Source organism: Luteibacter sp. dw_328, from assembly GCF_018449605.1.
Classification (GTDB): domain Bacteria; phylum Pseudomonadota; class Gammaproteobacteria; order Xanthomonadales; family Rhodanobacteraceae; genus Luteibacter.
This window is the reverse complement of record NZ_JAAVUW010000011.1, coordinates 1-14,572: the sequence shown is the minus strand read 5'-3', so window position 1 is coordinate 14,572 and position 14,572 is coordinate 1. Positions and strand designations below refer to the sequence as shown.

The following is a 14,572-nucleotide window of genomic DNA, read 5'->3' as shown; positions in this document are numbered from 1 at the left end:
AACTCATCGAGGACCCCACGCATGAAAATCGGTTTGATCGGACTGGGCCGCATGGGCGGCAACATCGCCCGCCGCCTTATGAGGGACGGTCACCAGACCGTGGTGTACGACAACAACGCCGACGCGCGTGCCACGCTGGCCAAGGACGGTGGTGAAGCCGTCGAGTCCCTGGAAGCCATGGTCAAGGCGCTTCCTTCGCCGAAAATCATCTGGGTGATGCTCCCTTCCGGTGAGATCACCGAAAACACCATCACGACCCTGAGCGGCCTGCTGGGCAAGGACGACATCGTCATCGACGGTGGCAACACCTTCTACAAGGACGATGCCCGCCGCGCCGAAGAGCTTGCCGCCAAGGGCCAGCATTACGTCGACGTCGGCACCTCGGGCGGCGTCTGGGGCCTGGATCGCGGCTACTGCATGATGATCGGTGGCGACAAGGCCACGGTCGACTACCTCGATCCGATCTTCAAGACCCTCGCCCCGGGCGCTGGCGATATCCCGCGCACGGAAAGCCGCGATGGCCGCGATCCGCGCGTCGAGAACGGCTACATGCACGCCGGTCCGGCGGGCGCTGGCCACTTCGTCAAGATGATCCACAACGGCATCGAGTACGGCATGATGCAGGCCTTCGCGGAAGGCTTCGACATCCTGAAGAACCGTGACGGCAAGCAGATTCCGGAGCGCGAGCGTTACAGCCTGGACATGGCCGATATCGCCGAAGTCTGGCGTCGCGGCAGCGTCGTTTCCTCCTGGCTGCTCGACCTGACCGCCAGCGCCCTGGCCAAGGGCCCGGAGCTGGACAACTACTCCGGTTACGTCGACGACTCCGGTGAAGGCCGTTGGACGGTCAACGCCGCGATCGAAGAAGCCGTCCCGGCCGAGGTGCTCACCTCTGCCCTGTTCGCCCGCTTCCGCTCGCGTCAGGACCACACCTACGCCGAGCGCCTCCTCTCGGCCATGCGCATGGGCTTCGGTGGACACATCGAAGGCCGCGGCAAGCCGCCGAAGGAAAGCGAGCACTCCTGACCTGAAAAAAGCCCCGCACATGCGGGGCTTTTTTTGGTTCTTCGCGGAACTTCGGGGACGCCTGAGGGGTGGTTCACTCGCTTTGCGAGTGCGTGTTTTTAGCGGCTCACGCCGCCGCTTGCGTGAGGCCTGGGGCGCAGAGCCTTCGGTGCCCACCCTCGAGGCGAGTTCCGCACAAGTGGAGCGGCCGAAGGCCAAATAAGTACATGGGGCCGCGCAGCGGCCTTTCCGGTACGAAACGCGGAGGACGTGTCTGAGCAGCGAGGGTGGGCACCGAAGGCTCTGCGCCGCGACGTTCCCACCCCGCCGCGGCTTGAACCGCCCCCTTCGGCGTCCCGGCATTCCGCGATGAACCTTTTTTCAGGCCTTGCCGTCCAGTTGCCGCAATCTCTCGCGCCACCCTTCCGGCGTCTGCGGCTTGATGAACAACGCCACGATCGGCAGATTCGCCGCCTTCGTGCGCGCCTCGATTTCCCGCACGCACTCCTCGATCTCCACGGTGGTCAGCGCGTCGTCGAACGCCGCGGATAGCGCGACCAGCACATGGTCGGGCCCGACCTGCACCGTCAGCACACCGTTCACCGCCTCAATCCCCGGCACCTCGCCGGCGATGTTGCACACCTCCGCCAGCAACCTGGGCTGGGCGGGCTCGCCGATCAGCAAGGCCTTGCTCTCACGCGCCAGCAGGCTGGCCGCGGCCGCAAGCACGACGGCGATGCCGACCGACGCCCAACCGTCGATGCGTGGATCGTTCAGCGCGTGGGAGAGGTAGACGCCGATCGCCGCGATACCCAGACCCAGCAGGGCCGCCGTGTCTTCGAACAGCACGGAGAACGTGGTCGGGTCCTTGGTCCGGCGGAACGCTTCGAAGTAGCCGTACTTGCCCTTCTTCCGCTGCACGCTCTTCAGCGAGAGGTACCACGAGCTGCCCTCGAACAACGCACTGACGCCCAGCACGATGTAGTTGGCCACCGGATCCTTAAGCGGCTCCGGCGTGAGGATGCGGTTGACGCCCTCGTACAACGAAAAGCCCGCACCCAGCGCGAGCACCAGCAACGCGACGATGAAGCTCCAGAAGTAGAGCTCACGACCGAAGCCCAGGGGATGCTGGCGATCGGGACGTCGCTGCGAGCGCTTCAGACCGTAGAGAAGAAGCACTTCGTTGACGCTGTCGACCAGCGAGTGCACGCCTTCGGAAAGCATGGCGGAGCTGCCGGTGAGCGCCGCGGCGACGAATTTCGCCGCGGCGATGGCAACGTTCGCGGCAAGGGCGACGAAAACGACGAGTCGGGAGCTATGGGCCATGGCCTAGTAAACCATGTGGGAGCCGCTTCAGCGGCGATAGGGTCGACGAATCCTGGCCCGCTGCCGCGGGATCGCCGATGAATCGGCTCACACAGTGCTCCAGCCGGACGACAGGGCCTGCACAAAAAAAGGCCGCGCTTTGCAGCGCGGCCTTCTTATTTGCAGAAACCTGCCGCGAGCTTACTTCGCGAACAGGTGCTCCACGCCAGCGCGCTCTTCGCGCAGTTCCTTCTCGGTCGCATCGATGCGAGCCTGTGAGAACGCATTGATCTCGAGGCCCTGGACGATGGCGTACTTGCCGTTCTTCACGGTCACCGGGTAGCCGAAGATCACGCCCTTCTCGACGCCATAGGAACCGTCCGACGGGATACCCATGGAGACCCAGTCACCCTCGGCCGTGCCGAGCGTCCAGTCACGCATGTGGTCGATGGCGGCCGACGCGGCCGACGCAGCCGACGAAGCGCCACGGGCCTTGATGATCGCCGCGCCACGCTGCTGCACGGTCGGGATGAAGTCGCTCTCGTACCAGGCCTGGTCGACCTGCTCGAGTGCAGCCTTGCCCTTCACCGTGGTCTGGTGCAGGTCCGGGTACTGCGTGGAGCTGTGATTGCCCCAGATCGTGAGTTTCTTGATATCGGTCGAATGCGTGCCGGTCTTCTCGGCCAGCTGCGACAGCGCGCGGTTGTGGTCGAGGCGGACCATGGCCGTGAAGCACTTCGGATCGAGATCCGGTGCGTTCTGCTGCGCGATCAGCGCATTGGTGTTGGCCGGGTTGCCGACGACGAGCACGCGCACGTCGCGCTTGGCGTGGTCGTTCAGGGCCTTGCCCTGCGGGCCGAAGATGGCGCCGTTGGCTTCGAGCAGGTCCTTGCGCTCCATGCCCGGGCCGCGCGGACGCGCACCCACGAGCAGCGCGTAGTCGACGTCCTTGAAGGCGACGTTGACGTCGTCGGTGGCGACGATGCCTGCGAGCGTCGGGAACGCGCAGTCGTTCAGCTCCATCACCACGCCCTGCAGGGTCGGCAGTGCCGGGGTGATTTCGAGCAGGTGCAGGATGACCGGCTGGTCAGGACCCAGCATGTCGCCGGCGGCGATACGGAACAGGAGGGCATAACCGATCTGGCCGGCTGCGCCGGTCACGGCAACGCGAACGGGTGCTTTCATCTTTCGACTCCTCAGGAATATCGCTTGGGACGTATGATCAGGTGAGCTCGGCGAAGAACTCGACGATGCGGGCCATGCCCTTGTCGAGTGCTTCGTCCGGGCAGGAATAGGAAATGCGCAGCGCGCGCGGCTCGCCGAAGGCCGAACCCGGCACGCAGGCCACGCCCTTGGTCTCGAGCAACGCGGCGCAGAAGTCCACGTCGGAGGTGATTTCCACGCCGTTGTGCTTCTTGCCGAAGGCCACCGAGATATCCGGGAACGCGTAGAACGCGCCCTGCGGACGCGGGCAGACCACGCCAGGGATCGAGATCAGCGCGTTGTAAACGCGATCGCGCTTGACCGCGAATTCGGCGCACTTCGCCGCCGGCACATCCTGCGGACCCGACAACGCAGCGACGGCCGCGGCGGTGATCACTTCCGGCAGGCTCGTGATGTGGTTCGAGTTGAGCGTGGTCACGGCCTTAGCCACGGATTCGGGTGCGGCGATGAAGCCCACACGCCAGCCCGGCATGCCGTAGGTCTTCGACAGCGAGTCGACAAAGATCACGCGGTCCTTCAGTTCCGGGCGCACGTGCACGAAGTTGTGGTAACCCACGCCGTCGAACACCATGGTGTTGTAGATGTCGTCGGTGATGATCCAGGTGTCCGGATACTTCGCGATGACGTCGGCCAGCGCGACGATTTCATCGCGTGTGTAGACCATGCCGGTGGGATTGGACGGGTTGTTGAACAGGAAGACGCGCGGCTTGCGGGCCAGCGCTTCGTCCAGCTGCGCCGGCGTGAGCTTGTAGTGCTGCTCCGGCGGGCACGGCAGGATGTTGATCTTCGCGCCGACGATCTCGGCGATGTCGAGGTAGCTGGTCCAGTACGGCGCCGGGAAGGCGATTTCGTCGCCCTCGTCCAGCAGGGCTTCGGCCAGGTTGTAGAGGATCTGCTTGGCGCCGACCCCGGTGGAGACGTTCTCGCGCTTGTAGCCCGTCAGGCCGAGGGCCTCGATGTGGCCGAGGAAGGCATCGACCAGCGCATCGGAGCCGCGGTTGCTGCCGTACTGGCCGGAATCCTTGGCCAGGGCCTCGCGGGCCGCGGCGTAGACGTGCTCGCCGGGGAGAAAGTTGGGGACACCGATCGAGAAGCTGACAATGTCGCGCCCCTCGGCTTTCAGGCGCTTGGCCTTTTCGGCAATGACCATGATCGCACTGGGTTTGGCGCGACCCATTCGCGTGGCAAGCTGCGGCATCGTTTCCTCGGAGGGGGACGGGGCAAAGGCCGCTATTTTAACACGGGCGAGTAGGAGGGGCATCGCCGCTGAAGCGGCTCCCACACAACACCTGCGCAGGACCTGTGGGAGCCGCTTCAGCGGACCTGTGGGAGCCGCTTCAGCGGCGATCCCGCGGCAGCGGGCCAGAAACAGAAACGCCGCCCGAAGGCGGCGTTTCAAACATCGAAGAACCAGACGCTTAACGCGCGTCCAGCACCGCATTCCACTTGGAAACGTTATCGGCCTGCTTCTCGAGCAGCGCGTCCACGTCACCCTCGACTACCACCTTCTCGATGGTGTCGTCGCCGGCAATCTGGTTGACCACGGCCTGGTCTTCCGGGCCCACGACTTCGCCGAAGACGCTGTGCTTGCCATCCAGCCACGGCGTCGCACCGTGGGTGATGAAGAACTGCGAGCCATTGGTGCCCGGGCCGGCGTTGGCCATCGAGAGGATGCCCGGCTTGTCGTGCTTGAGGCTGGCATCGAACTCGTCGCCGAACTTGTAGCCCGGACCGCCGCGGCCCGAACCCTCGGGGCAGCCGCCCTGGATCATGAAGTCGGGGATCACGCGGTGGAAGGTCTTGCCGTCGTAGTAGCCGCGCTTGGCCAGGTTCACGAAGTTGGCCACCGTCATCGGGGTCTTGTCGTCGTGCAGGCGCAGGTGGATATCGCCCTTGTTGGTCTTCATGGTGACGTTGATGGTCATCGCAATTCCTGTAACTCGTTGAAAATCGGTCCAGTCGCTTCGTGCGACCGGCTCCGGGGGGCTGCAAGGCCACCAAAGATGGCGCCCTATTCCCCAGAGTTCAAGCGAGAAAACGTGATGGCGGCTCAGTTGTGCGGCAGAGCCAGCGTTTCGGCAGTCAGCGGGCCGGCGCCACGGGGGCCGGTATCGCGCACGGCGGCGTCCTCGGGCAGCGCCCTGCCCTCACTGACGTGGGACCAGGCGCGGTCCAGCGCGGCGTAGCCGAAGGGCAGCAGCGGGGCGTGCCGGTCGCCGAAATCCGGGAAGGCCAGGAAGGCGTCGAAGTGCTGGGCGTAGGGGACCTTCCAGAACACCGGCGTGCGGCCGGCGTCGCGCAGCCATTTCACGTATGGCTCCGAGCTGAAGGCCACCGGGATCAGGCCGTCCTGTGCGCCGTGGACGATCAGGATCGGAAGGTCGTCCCGCGGCAGGTCCGCCGCGGTAGCATCCACGGCGGCACGCAGTTGCTCGGATTCGCCGCCGTGGCCGGTCTGGAGATCGCGCAGGCACAGCACGCCGGGCAAGGTGGGGTCGAGCGAGAGATCCGTACCCCCGGCGAGGATGACGCCCGCGCCGGGCGGTACACCCGAGCCATCCGCCCACCAGGCCGCGCGGACCATCGCATCGGAGGGACCTGCCAGGCCGCTCGCCGGAAGCGCGCGATACGAGAACCCGCACGGCATATGGGCGGCATCGCGTTTCAGGTACGCCGAGGCATAGGCGACAGTCACGGCGCGCCATAGGTCCAGCGCGGTCGAGGATGCAGCCGTGGCCAGGACGTCGTTCCGCCAGCCACCGGCCCTCAGGAGGTCCAGGGCCTCGGCCGCCTGCGCCCCCGGCATGACCGCGGAGAGCCTCCCGTGGGCGCGCAGCGACGCACAACGCAGCGCCCAGGCGGTCGGGGACGCCGCCCCGACGCGCGCAAAGGGCACGCCGTCGAATTCGCGTGCCGCCAGCGCAGCCGGCAACAGAAGCGCGGCCTCCGTCGCGTAGTCGTAGAACGAGCGGCCGGTGCCGCGCACATAGATGTTGGGTTCGAGCGCGACTACGGCGTGGAGGATGCCGTCCCTGTCGTCGCCAGCCGCGCGCAGCACGGCACCGCCGCCGTTCGACAGACCGGTGGCGATGATCGTCGTGTTCTGTGCCGTGAACGGGGCGTCGTCGGGGAAGGCGCGATCGAGCATGGCCAGGCCGAAGCGCGCCGCTTGCAGTACGTGGCGCCCCCAATCGGCCTCGGGATGGTCGCCGGAGTGCGCGTGCTTGGCGGCGATGCCGGCGTCGGCCGGCAGGCCTTTCGGTTCGAACTCAAGCGGCACGGTCCCTGCCCTGGCACGCGTGCCGTCGAGCGCTACACCGGTCTCATCGGAGGAATCGAAGTACCCCGCTCCGGTGCCCTTGTCCGTATAGGCCACGGCACATCCACGCGGGAGGCCCCAGCCACCGGCCAGGGCGATGGACCCATATATCCCGCGGGAACCCGACGATGCGGTAACCACCAGACAGCGCTTCTTGCGGTCGAAGTCATCCGGCACCTGGGCCAGCACCCGGTGCGGCGCGCGTGCGCCAGGCAGGCTGGCGAACGTGGTGAACTCGCGGCCGGGGACGTTCGGGACGCTGCCGTATAGCGTGCCGAAACCACCCAGCGGACCGAGATCGGCGATGCCCTTCCAGCTCGACTGGATCGCACGTTGACGCAGCTCGGCCGGTGTCGGTGACGCAGGGTGCGCAAAGCGTGTCGCGGTACCCGCCAGACCGCGCAAGCCCAGACCGGCGCTGAGAAGATCGTCGCCGTCGCAATGCGTGGTGACGCGGACGTCGCCGAAGGTGTCGTTTACTTGCATGGCCCGACCTTGCGTGAATGCCCGTCCGATGGCAAGCCGGTGCTGGACGACCGCACGAAGTCTACCGATCGACGCCGCGACGCTCGCGCTCCTGCATCAACTGCTGCAACATCGAACGTACCGCCGCCATTTCGACCGGCGAGTGTTGCATCGCCCACATGCCGAAGACAGTAAGCGAGGGTTTGCACAGACGATCGCGCGCGCACATCCACATGGTGTCCATGCCACCGGCGTCGCATGCGCCGGAGTACCGACAGGCAATGCTACGGACGGCCATGCCTTGTAGCTGACCGAGGTTGGGAATGGTCGCTGTGTAACGCACGAGATTTGCGCCAAACTCCCATCGTTGCGGGGCGTTCTCTATCGTGTAGGCGGCGGATTCGAGGCGCGTTGGTGAGTCACTGGTCAGTGCCACTTCCACGGCCTCGTCCAGCGTGAGCGGCTTCGCCACGGGAGAATTCCACGGGGTGGTCCCGCCAAGCGCCTTGTAACGGACGTAGTCGCTGCCACGGTTCACACCGCCGCAGAAGCGATCCTGCCAGGTGCCGAAGACGCGGAAAGAATTCGTTATATAAGGCTCCGACTTCCAGTTCGGGTCGTATTCCCTGCACAAGATCGCTGCCTGCACAAGCATATGAAGCGCATCCGGATCTTCCGCGGCGCGGTCATCGAAGCGCGCATGCAAGGTCTCGAATGTGTCGTCCGGACGCTCAAGCGGCAGCGGCGATGAACTCGCGCGAACCGTACTCGCCCCTATCGCTACTACGGCCACGCCGACGCAAATCAACGCCAGGCGCCGCACCTTCCCTGTTCCCCTGCTACCCATGTTTCCCCCTTAATGAGATGTGTGCGCTTCTGCAGGACCCGCTTCAGCGGCGACCCTCACCATGCGACCGAGCAAAATACCCACGTTCTTCCACCATCCGCCCATGAAGCGCATCGATGATCGCAACCTCATCCGGCGCATAGCGCTTCATGACGATATCGCGTGTCGACAACCCGTTCGCGCAATCGCCTTCTTCGCGACACAGTTCGAATGTGAGCACACCATTGCGCCCGCATCCGCCGACGACATCGCATTCCAGCAGACGCAGCGCCATGCGCTGGTACCGATAGAATCGCTCCGGATGCGTGGCGTGCTCGACGACGTCGCTCCCGAAGCGCCACGGCGCACGACGACCTCTGTCCTGGGCCAGGACCATCTGCACCATGCGCAGGTCGGGCGGCGGCGCATCGCTGAGCATCCGCGCGTAAAGGTCGGGCGGGTAGCCCGGCGCGTCTGCCGTGGTATGCGCCCACGAGGGATGCCGTCGGCGAACGTCGACCCATTCGCCCGTTTCGTAGGCCTTGGCCCAACCTTGCTGAGACCGGCCCTGGCAATAGGCGAACTGCCAGCGTCGGAAGGCCTTCTCGCTGGTGGATACCGTTCGGCGGCGCATCCAATCGCCGGAGACGGGCCCCGTGCAGGCCAGCGACGCATGGCGGATCGCATGGAGCGCTGCGGGGTCCTCGTCGACACGCGACGCCAGCCGCGCGAACACATCGGCAAAGGAATCGCTCGGACGCAGGTAGGTTGCGTGCACGACCTGCATCGACGGCACGCAGGACACGGGATGCCGTGCGGCGAGTGCACCGATCACGGTGACGATCGTCAAGATGAAGATGCCGACGGCCAGAGGCCATGGCGTGACGGGACGCCCGTCCGCGATCATCGGGCAGCGTCCCTTGGGGCCGTACTCGCACCCGCTGCGAGACGACGCGAGCGCTCGTCGAGAATGCGTTGCTGGATGCGGGCGATGATCGCGATCTCGTCGGGGGCGAATTCATTGGCCCACAGGTCGTCTAGGCTCGCACCCGCCTGGCAGCCCAACGCCGGGGTTCTCACGCAGAGCCACAGGGTCATGAGGTCGTTCGGACCGCATCCGCCAAGTTCCGAACACTGGATGCCCTGCAGCGCTACCTGCTGGTAGCGAGGCAATCTCGCCACGTGCGTCGTGCCCTCGACATCCTGCAGACCCAGGGCCCACTTATCGAGACCGGGCACGTCGACCATATCCGCCGCAAGGGCGCTGTCTTCAGGCGAATCCGAATCCAAAACCGCCTCGAAAATGAGATGGTTCCCATCTTCGTCGCTCTTGTCGTTCCAGTCTTCGTGACGTTTCTGAAATGACTCGAGAGTCATCGCAGCGTAGGCCAGTGACTCGTCGTGGGTCGTGATTCCATGACAGAACGACTCCTTCCACGCCGAAAAGGTACGACCGGATTCACTCCTGGCCGTCTTACGCCAATCTGGCTTGACCGGAGTGCTGCACACTCCCGCAGCGTGATACATAACGAACAACGCCCGCTCGTCGTACGTCACGCGGTCTGCCAGACGACGTTCGATGGCGGAGAAGTCGTCGCTGGGAAGAAGATAACCGTCCGGATTGAGGTGTCCGGAAAACCCATGACCGCGAGCCGCCGGAGGGGCGGTTTGCCGTCGCGCCGACGCTATTGGCCTGGTCGCTTCGCCGCTACCGTGGTGCGAATCGACGGCCGGGGTCGAGGCACTGCGAGCCGGGTCTGCTATGGCCTGCCCTGCCAGCCGGAATAGCACGGCCAGGCTCAGCAAGCACGGCGCCAGGAACCACGGCAACGTGTTTCGTTTTCCGTTTGATGTGTTGACGGTCCCCACTCCTGTCCTTGGATATGCCGTCGCCAACGGCAGATGTGCGGAGCGTAGCTGATGGTTTTGACGGGTGCAGCATGTTTGGGGGCCCGTCGTTTTGTCGGAAGGCTATCGCCGCTGAAGCGGCTCCCACAGTGGGGGGGCGTAGGGCCGTGGTGGGTCACGCAACGAGCTGTCGGCCGCTGCTATCCTCCAAGTCCCGGCAGGAGCCGGAAGAACCCAAGGGGATACAGAGCAATGATTGCCCGTCGTACCGTCCTGCTGTCTGCCGCGATCACCGCCGCACTCGGCCTCGCCGCCTGCCACAAGAAAGACGAGGCGCCCGCCGCCGATCCCAAGGCCGTCGCCGCGGCCCAGACTGCCATCGCCGCCCCCGCCTGGTTGCGCCAGCACCTTCCTGCGCAGACGGTTGCCTATCTGCGCCTCCCGTCCCCATGGAACGTGATCGGAGGCGTGCCGAACGGCCGCCCGCTCGATGCCGCCCTCTCAGTGAAGGCAAACCTCGACGCCGTGGCGAAACTGCGCGAGACGATCGCGAAGGACAAGATCCTGGCCGACGCGAAGATCGGTCCGGCGCTGACCCTACTGCTGGGCGACCTGCGTTCGCCACTCGAGATCGCCCTCATCGATCCGCTGGGCATTCCGTCGCCGACCTCGCGGATCGTCGTCACCGGCAGCTTCTCGTTCGATTCGGTCGACGCGTTCAACGCGCGCCTCGCCTCTCTCAATGCGCCGCTGCTGGCTGCGCCACTCGATGCGAAGGGCAACGGCAAGCTTGCCTCCGGCGGGAGCGTTCGCTACGTCGTGGCCGAGCATCGCCTTTGGGTCACCCAGTCGCTGCAGCAGCCCAGCGACGAGCACACGATCGACGAGTTGACCGATACCTTCGCCAAGTCCTCACTGACCACTGCGCCGGCCACGCTCGGCGCCCTCGAAGCCCGCATCGACACGTCGGGCGAAGGCCTTTACGGCTGGGCGACCATCCGCGGCATCGGCGCCGTTGCGGCGAACCAGGCAGGCGAATCGCCACTGGGCAAGCTGCCCACAGACTTTGCTTCCAAGGCCGATGCAGTCGCTTTCGGCAGCGGCACGGTGGACGGCCGGGGCCAGTTCCGCATGGTGGTGCACGCCCCTCAGGCGCGCGTCCTTCAATATGCCGCACCGCGCTCGTTCGCGCCTACGGTGAAGAGCGTGGGCGAGCCGCGCTGGGCAATGACCTTCGCGCTGCCCAACGCCGACGGTTACAAGGCCTTCGAGGACAACCTCAATCTCGACTTCGGTGCCGATCGCGCGAAGACCATCCGCGACGGCCTGGCAAAAATGCGGACGAAGTACGGGTTCGACATCGCCGATTACACGAAGTGGATGGGACCGGAGTCCATCGTCTTCGCCGACGACGCCGGACAGTTCTTCGCCATCCGTGCTCGCGACCTCAAGGGCTGGCACGCGCGCATCGATGAGATGACCAAGGCAGGCCGCTGGCGCAGCGGCGAGATGGATGTCGACGACGCGAAGGTGCACTGGCTGTTCATGCCGGGCGCCCCATATGAGCCGGAGGCCGACCATCCCGAGCAGCAGGCCCTGGTGCCCTTCATGAACCTGATGCAGCGCTTCGGCAGCCGCCTTTACTGGGTGGAGGAAGGCGACTGGGTCATCATGGCCAAGGTGCCCCAGGCCCTGGCCGACCGCGCCGCCGCCAAGCCGGATACCTCGCTGGACGAGTGGTTCCGCGGCCGCGCCTATCCAGGCTCGCACGTGCTGATGGGCTACACGGCGAACAGCCGCGACGCCCAGCGCGATGCTTACTACACGTATATCGAGATCCTGCAGATGATGGGCGGGATGGCCGGGGCCGACCTGGATATCGCGAGCCTGCCGGCCGCACATACCCTCGGCCTGCCCGAGAAGGGCGTCGTCGGCGCGGCGCTCGAAGCGGACACCGACACCCTGTCCATCTCGTTCACCTACGAGCAGACCCCAGCGGAGCTGGTTGGCCAGGTCGGCTCAGCCGGCGCCCTGGCCACGACGGCGATCCTCGCCGCCATCGCCGTCCCCCAGTACCAGCAGTACATGCTGCGCAGCCAGGTGTCGGGCGCCCTGACGGCGGCTTATCCGGTCAAGCTGGCCGTGGCCGAGCGCCGCCTGTCCACGAGCAAGTTCCCGGCGAACAACGCAGCCGCCGGCCTGGGCAAGCCAGAAACGCTCGGCAACGACTACGCCGGTTCCGTCGAAGTCGGCCAGGGCGGCGAGATCGTGGTCACCCTGGACGCCACCCCGCCCCACAAGACGGACCAGAAGCTGGATTCCGGCCAGCTGATCCTGACGCCGAAGGTGGATGGCAAAGTCATCACCTGGACCTGCTCCGGCGACGGCATCGATCCAAAATACCTGCCCCAGAGCTGCCGCGACGAGCCGGTCGCACCCTGAAAAGGGGTACCGGGCGGGGGCCGATGAAGGCGGGCCCCGCCCGGTCATGCGAAAGTCGTTCTTTTCCTTTATAATCGGCGGCTTCCCAAACCAAAGAGGCGATCCGGCTTTATGCCGGCGCATACCGCATGTCGATCGAATTCCTGCGCAATATCGCCATCGTCGCTCACGTCGACCATGGCAAGACCACCCTCGTCGACCAGCTTCTGAAGCAGTCCGGCACGCTCAACGAGCGCACCGTACTGGCCGAGCGCGTCATGGATTCGAACGACCAGGAAAAGGAGCGTGGCATCACGATCCTGGCCAAGAACACGGCCATTACCTGGGAAGACAAGAAGACGGGTGCGAAGAACCGCATCAACATCGTCGACACCCCGGGACATGCTGACTTCGGTGGCGAAGTCGAGCGCGTGCTGTCCATGGTCGACACCGTGCTGATCCTGGTCGACGCGATGGACGGCCCGATGCCGCAGACGCGCTTCGTCACCCAGAAGGCGTTCGCGATGGGCTTCAAGCCGATCGTTGTCGTCAACAAGGTCGACCGCCCCGCCGCGCGTACGGAGTGGGTTGTCGAGCAGGTTTGGGACCTCTTCGCCAAGCTCGGCGCCACCGACGAGCAGATGGACTTCCCGATCGTCTACGCCTCGGCGCTGAACGGCTACGCCTCGCTCGACGAGAACGCCCGCGAAGGCGACATGACCCCGCTTTACGAAGCGATCATGCAGCACGCGCCGAAGCCGGACGTCGATCCGGACGGCCCCTTCCAGATGCGCATCAGCCAGCTGGACTACAACAACTTCGTCGGCGTCATCGGCATCGGCCGCGTGCAGCGCGGTACGCTGAAGAAGGGCATGCAGGTCGCCGTGATCGACCGCGAGGGCAAGAAGCGCCAGGGCAAGATCGCCCAGGTGCTCGGCTTCCTCGGCCTCGAGCGCATCGAGCAGGACAGCGCCGAAGCCGGTGACATCGTCGCCATCTCGGGCATCGCCGACCTGACCATTTCGGACACGCTGACCGCGCCGGATACGCCGGAAGCCCTGCCGGCGCTGAGCGTCGACGAGCCGATGATCAGCATGACCTTCCAGGTCAACAACTCGCCGTTCGTCGGCAGCAAGGATCTTTCGGGCGGCAAGTTCCTCACCAGCCGCCAGCTGCGCGAGCGTCTGGACCGCGAGAAGGTGCACAACGTCGCCCTTCGCGTCGAAGACGGCTCCGATGCGGACAAGTTCCTGGTGTCGGGCCGCGGCGAACTGCATCTCTCGGTGCTGATCGAGAACATGCGTCGCGAAGGCTACGAGCTGGCCGTGTCGCGCCCGGAAGTCATCCTGAAGGAAATCGACGGCCAGAAGATGGAGCCGATCGAGGAACTGGTGATCGACATCGAAGAGATCCATCAGGGTGGCGTCATGGAGCGCCTCGGCATCCGCAAGGGTGACCTGAAGAACATGGTGTCGGACGGCAATGGTCGCGTGCGTCTCGAGTACGAGATCCCGGCCCGCGGCCTGATCGGTTTCCAGAACCAGTTCAAGACCCTGACCCAGGGTTCCGGCCTGCTGTTCCACGTGTTCAAGCATTACGGTCCGTACACCCCGGCCCCGATCGCCAAGCGCCAGAACGGCGTCATGATCGCGAACGCCGGCGGCAACACCCCGGCCTACTCGCTCGGACCCCTCCAGGAACGCGGCAAGCTGTTCGCCGCCGAAGGCGATGCCGTGTATGAAGGCCAGCTCATCGGCATTCATGCGAAGGACAACGACCTCACCGTCAACGCCATCAAGCCGAAGCCGCTGACCAACATGCGTGCCTCCGGTAAGGACGATGCGATCCAGCTCACCCCGGCGCTCAAGTTCACGCTGGAGCAGGCCCTGGACTTCATCGACGATGACGAGCTGGTCGAAGTTACGCCGAAGGAAATCCGCATGCGCAAGAAGCACCTCACCGAAGGCGATCGCAAGAAGTCGTCGCGCGGTTGATTCGTTGCGATAGCGTTCGACGCTAGCGAAAAAGGCCCGGCTAACGCCGGGCCTTTTTTTGTGCCCGCCCCAGGCCCGCGCTATCTATCCCTGTAGGAGCCGATTCATCGGCGATCCCGCGGCAACGGGCCGGTTGCGGCAAGCACCCATCTCAGCCTATCGGCG

The 14,572-nt window shown here is 65.4% G+C and carries 11 protein-coding genes; 3 read left to right on the top strand and 8 right to left on the bottom strand.

What is annotated here, in order from left to right:
• The first annotated feature begins 21 nt into the window (after window positions 1-21).
• Window positions 22-1,026 carry a phosphogluconate dehydrogenase (NAD(+)-dependent, decarboxylating) gene (gnd, locus tag HB634_RS21845; protein WP_213950096.1) on the top strand — a complete coding sequence of 335 codons (1,005 nt, stop codon included), beginning with the start codon at window positions 22-24 and terminating at the stop codon, window positions 1,024-1,026.
• 360 nt (window positions 1,027-1,386) lie between these two features.
• Here gnd and HB634_RS21840 read toward each other — a convergent pair whose 3' ends face one another.
• The 8 genes from HB634_RS21840 to HB634_RS21805 form a co-directional block, all read right to left on the bottom strand.
• Window positions 1,387-2,331, bottom strand: coding sequence for a cation diffusion facilitator family transporter (locus HB634_RS21840; RefSeq protein WP_063572718.1), 945 nt, complete (start codon window positions 2,329-2,331; stop codon window positions 1,387-1,389).
• A 180-nt stretch (window positions 2,332-2,511) separates the two neighbouring features.
• Window positions 2,512-3,495, bottom strand: a complete 984-nt coding sequence (locus tag HB634_RS21835) for a malate dehydrogenase (RefSeq protein WP_046966726.1) — start codon at window positions 3,493-3,495, stop codon at window positions 2,512-2,514.
• 37 nt (window positions 3,496-3,532) lie between these two features.
• Window positions 3,533-4,732 carry a pyridoxal phosphate-dependent aminotransferase gene (locus tag HB634_RS21830; RefSeq protein WP_063572719.1) on the bottom strand — a complete coding sequence of 400 codons (1,200 nt, stop codon included), beginning with the start codon at window positions 4,730-4,732 and terminating at the stop codon, window positions 3,533-3,535.
• A 220-nt stretch (window positions 4,733-4,952) separates the two neighbouring features.
• The gene (locus HB634_RS21825; RefSeq protein ID WP_063572720.1) at window positions 4,953-5,459 is read right to left on the bottom strand and encodes a peptidylprolyl isomerase; all 507 of its coding nucleotides are present in this window, start codon (window positions 5,457-5,459) and stop codon (window positions 4,953-4,955) included.
• Window positions 5,460-5,584: 125 nt separating this feature from the next.
• Window positions 5,585-7,339: a 3-hydroxybutyrate oligomer hydrolase family protein gene (locus tag HB634_RS21820; RefSeq protein WP_213950095.1), complete on the bottom strand. Its 1,755-nt coding sequence runs from the start codon at window positions 7,337-7,339 to the stop codon at window positions 5,585-5,587.
• Between the two features lie 61 nt (window positions 7,340-7,400).
• Complete coding sequence (locus tag HB634_RS21815) at window positions 7,401-8,165, bottom strand: hypothetical protein (RefSeq protein WP_157504033.1); 765 nt, start codon at window positions 8,163-8,165, stop codon at window positions 7,401-7,403.
• A gap of 43 nt (window positions 8,166-8,208) precedes the next feature.
• On the bottom strand, window positions 8,209-8,994 hold the full coding sequence (locus HB634_RS21810; RefSeq protein WP_213950094.1) for a hypothetical protein: 786 nt from the start codon (window positions 8,992-8,994) through the stop codon (window positions 8,209-8,211).
• Between the two features lie 53 nt (window positions 8,995-9,047).
• Window positions 9,048-9,974: a hypothetical protein gene (locus HB634_RS21805; protein WP_213950093.1), complete on the bottom strand. Its 927-nt coding sequence runs from the start codon at window positions 9,972-9,974 to the stop codon at window positions 9,048-9,050.
• Between the two features lie 270 nt (window positions 9,975-10,244).
• On the opposite strand from HB634_RS21805, the gene HB634_RS21800 reads away from it, so the two are divergent.
• Both HB634_RS21800 and typA read left to right on the top strand, forming a co-directional pair.
• The gene (locus tag HB634_RS21800; RefSeq protein ID WP_213950092.1) at window positions 10,245-12,434 is read left to right on the top strand and encodes a pilin; all 2,190 of its coding nucleotides are present in this window, start codon (window positions 10,245-10,247) and stop codon (window positions 12,432-12,434) included.
• 128 nt (window positions 12,435-12,562) lie between these two features.
• On the top strand, window positions 12,563-14,407 hold the full coding sequence (gene typA / locus HB634_RS21795; RefSeq protein ID WP_213950091.1) for a translational GTPase TypA: 1,845 nt from the start codon (window positions 12,563-12,565) through the stop codon (window positions 14,405-14,407).
• Window positions 14,408-14,572: the final 165 nt, after the last annotated feature.

What these genes read in the sequence shown, in the direction of transcription:
- HB634_RS21815 (WP_157504033.1), bottom strand. Translation starts at nt 8,165, where the DNA reads ATGGGTAGCAGGGGAACAGGGAAGGTGCGGCGCCTGGCGTTGATTTGC.
- HB634_RS21840 (WP_063572718.1), bottom strand. Translation starts at nt 2,331, where the DNA reads ATGGCCCATAGCTCCCGACTCGTCGTTTTCGTCGCCCTTGCCGCGAAC.
- HB634_RS21835 (WP_046966726.1), bottom strand. Translation starts at nt 3,495, where the DNA reads ATGAAAGCACCCGTTCGCGTTGCCGTGACCGGCGCAGCCGGCCAGATC.
- HB634_RS21825 (WP_063572720.1), bottom strand. Translation starts at nt 5,459, where the DNA reads ATGACCATCAACGTCACCATGAAGACCAACAAGGGCGATATCCACCTG.
- HB634_RS21800 (WP_213950092.1), top strand. Translation starts at nt 10,245, where the DNA reads ATGATTGCCCGTCGTACCGTCCTGCTGTCTGCCGCGATCACCGCCGCA.
- HB634_RS21830 (WP_063572719.1), bottom strand. Translation starts at nt 4,732, where the DNA reads ATGCCGCAGCTTGCCACGCGAATGGGTCGCGCCAAACCCAGTGCGATC.
- HB634_RS21820 (WP_213950095.1), bottom strand. Translation starts at nt 7,339, where the DNA reads ATGCAAGTAAACGACACCTTCGGCGACGTCCGCGTCACCACGCATTGC.
- gnd (WP_213950096.1), top strand. Translation starts at nt 22, where the DNA reads ATGAAAATCGGTTTGATCGGACTGGGCCGCATGGGCGGCAACATCGCC.
- typA (WP_213950091.1), top strand. Translation starts at nt 12,563, where the DNA reads ATGTCGATCGAATTCCTGCGCAATATCGCCATCGTCGCTCACGTCGAC.